Source organism: Sandarakinorhabdus rubra (assembly GCF_010994245.1).
Lineage (GTDB): Bacteria > Pseudomonadota > Alphaproteobacteria > Sphingomonadales > Sphingomonadaceae > Sandarakinorhabdus > Sandarakinorhabdus rubra.
On the sequence record NZ_WMHO01000297.1, the window covers coordinates 1 to 2494 of the forward strand.

A 2494-nucleotide genomic window follows, 5' to 3' on the forward strand; every position below is an offset into this window, starting at 1 on the left:
CCGCACCGGCTCGCCGCGCGCCACGCCGTCCCCGGCCAGCGCGATGCCGGAAACCGAAATGTCGATGCCGTGGGTGATCACCGCCTCGCGCTGGCCGCGCCGCCACACGGCCACCGGCTCATCGAGGGCGAAGCGCTCCTCGGCGCGCAGCGCCGGCCGCCCGAAGCACAACATCGCCGCGAGGAACAGCACCACCACGTTGATGCCGCACCAGAAGGCCACCATCGGCACCAGCGCGCCCTGCGCCACGATGCGGGTGTCGGGCACCGCGTTGATCACCAGGCCCAGCAATGTCGCCAGCATCAGGCCCGTGCAGGCGACCAGGATCCCGGTCTCGACGCCGCCGCCGGGTGCGTCCGATCCCTTGGGCGTCACCTTGAAGGGGTGGCCATGCGGCTTGATCAGCGTCTTCAGGATCACCGGCAGCAGCCGGAAGCTCTGGAATGTGCCGAGCACCTGGGCTGCGATCGGATAATAGCGGCCGCCGCCCAGGAGCACGATGCCGCCCACCTGTGCCACCACCATCGGCACGAGGTGGAAGATGGCGCTCTCGGGCGTCACCCCCACCAGCGGCGGCACGTCGAGGAACAGGAACACCAACGGCGCCACCAGCGCGGTGATCAGCATCAGCGCCTGCGACAGCCAGGCCGTCGGCAGGAAGAACAGGCGGTGGCGCAGCCTGTGGCCGGGGCCCAGCGGGCCGGATTTCAGGAACAGGATCTGCATCGCGCCCTGGGCCCAGCGCGCCCGCTGCACGAAGAAGGCATCCAGGCTTTCCGGCGCCAGCCCGAAGGCCAGCGGTTCGTTCAGATAGCGGGTGACATAGCCCTTTTGCAGCAGCGCGAGGCTCAGCAGCATGTCTTCGGTGATCGATCCGGCCGGCAGCGCGCCGCCGATGGTGGCCAGCGCGGCCCGCCGCGTGATGCTGTTGGAGCCGCAGCAGAAGGCGGCATCCCAGCCGTCGCGCCCCGGCATGATGGCTTCGAAGAAGAAGCGCTGGTCATCGGGCAGGGCGTCCCGCAGCGCCAGGTTCTGCTGCAGCGGATCATGGTTGTAGAAGCTGTGCGGCACCTGCACGATGCCGATGGCCGGATCATCGAAGAAGCCCATGGTGCGCGTGAGGAAGCGCCGCTGCGGCACGAAATCGGCATCCAGCACCGCCACGAACGGCGCCGACGTGAGGGTGAGCGCGTGGTTGATGTTGCCGGCCTTGGCGTGGGCGTTGTCGGGCCGGGTGATGTAGCCGGCGCCCTTGGCAAGGCTGAGGTCCCTGAGCCAGGCGCGGCGGCCGTCGTCGGCCACCCAGACATTGAGGTTCGGCCAGTCGACCGCGAGCGCGCCCAATATGGTCTTCTCCAGCACCTCCGGCGGTTCGTTGTAGGTGGCGATGATGAGGTCCACCGCCGGCCACAGGTGGCGCGGCCGGGCGGCCAGACGGGCCTCCCCGGCGTCGGCCTCGGCGCTGCGGTTGGCGCGCCTCAGCAGCGCGGCAAACAGGATTGCGGCATCGAACAGCGCGAACAGTTCGACGGCGAGGCAGAAGAGCGCGAAGCCCAGCGCCGGCCACGGGCTGTCCCAAGGGATGGTGATGCCCAGCCGCCAGTGGAGATAGGCGGCCGCGACCAGGCCCACGCCAGCCACCACACCGGCGCGGGTTGCCGGCCGGTCCAGCCCCAGCAGCGGCGCCGCCAGCAGCCCGGCGATGGTGAGCAGCAGCGGCGCTGCCACCAGCAGCGGCGGGGCCGTATCGAGCGCCGGCAGCATGCGTTACCAGCGCGGGAAGCGGACTTCGGCGAGCCGGCCGACATCGCAGCGGCGCGCCAGGCTGGCCGGCGGCGGCAGCGCCACCAGCACGGTGAGCGCACGGGCGTCCTTGTCGGGATTGGCGGCCACCATGGCGCCATCGCGCCGCGCCGCCGCACCCACTGCCGAAGCCACCCGCCCCTCCAGCCAGTCCTCGCTGCCGATCAGCCGCACCGCCACCCGCTCGCCGGGCAGGATCGACTCCATGCGGCGTTCGGGCAGCGTCACCTCGACATAGCGGCGGCGGCAATCGGCCAGTTCGATCAGGCTGGCGCCGGGGGCCACGGTGGTGCCCCTCGGCGCCGGCTGTGACCAGATCACCGTGCCGGCCGGCAGCACGGCATCGAAGGCCGTTGCGCGCGCCAGCCGTTGCTCCTCGGCGCTGATCTGAAGGGCCAGCGCCGCCAGCCGCGCCTCGGCATCGGCGGCGATGATCTCCAGCTCCTGCCGGCGCAGCAGCAGCCGGTCGCGCTGCTGGTCGGCATAGGGGGCGTCCATTGCGGCGCCGGCAAGATAGAGGCCCTGGCCGGCTGCGGTCGTCTCGATGGCCATGGCCTCGGCCTGATCGGCGAGGGCGGCGCAGCGGCGGGCGCTGGCAGCGGCCTGGGCGCGCAGCCGGTCACGCTGGGTGAAGGTGGCGAAGCGCTGCTGCGCCAGCGCCTCGATGCGGTCACGCTGCAGCACGGCTTCG

At 71.6% G+C, this 2494-nt stretch carries 2 protein-coding genes; both read right to left on the reverse strand.

The genetic code is table 11. The annotated features are described in order from the left end of the window. Nucleotides 1-1764: glycosyltransferase family 2 protein (locus GJV64_RS13620; RefSeq protein WP_164157922.1), on the reverse strand; the 1764-nt coding region annotated here is incomplete at its 3' end. Between the two features lie 3 nt (nt 1765-1767). Further along, the coding region (locus tag GJV64_RS13625; RefSeq protein WP_164157924.1) for an HlyD family secretion protein at nt 1768-2494 on the reverse strand (727 nt) is incomplete at its 5' end.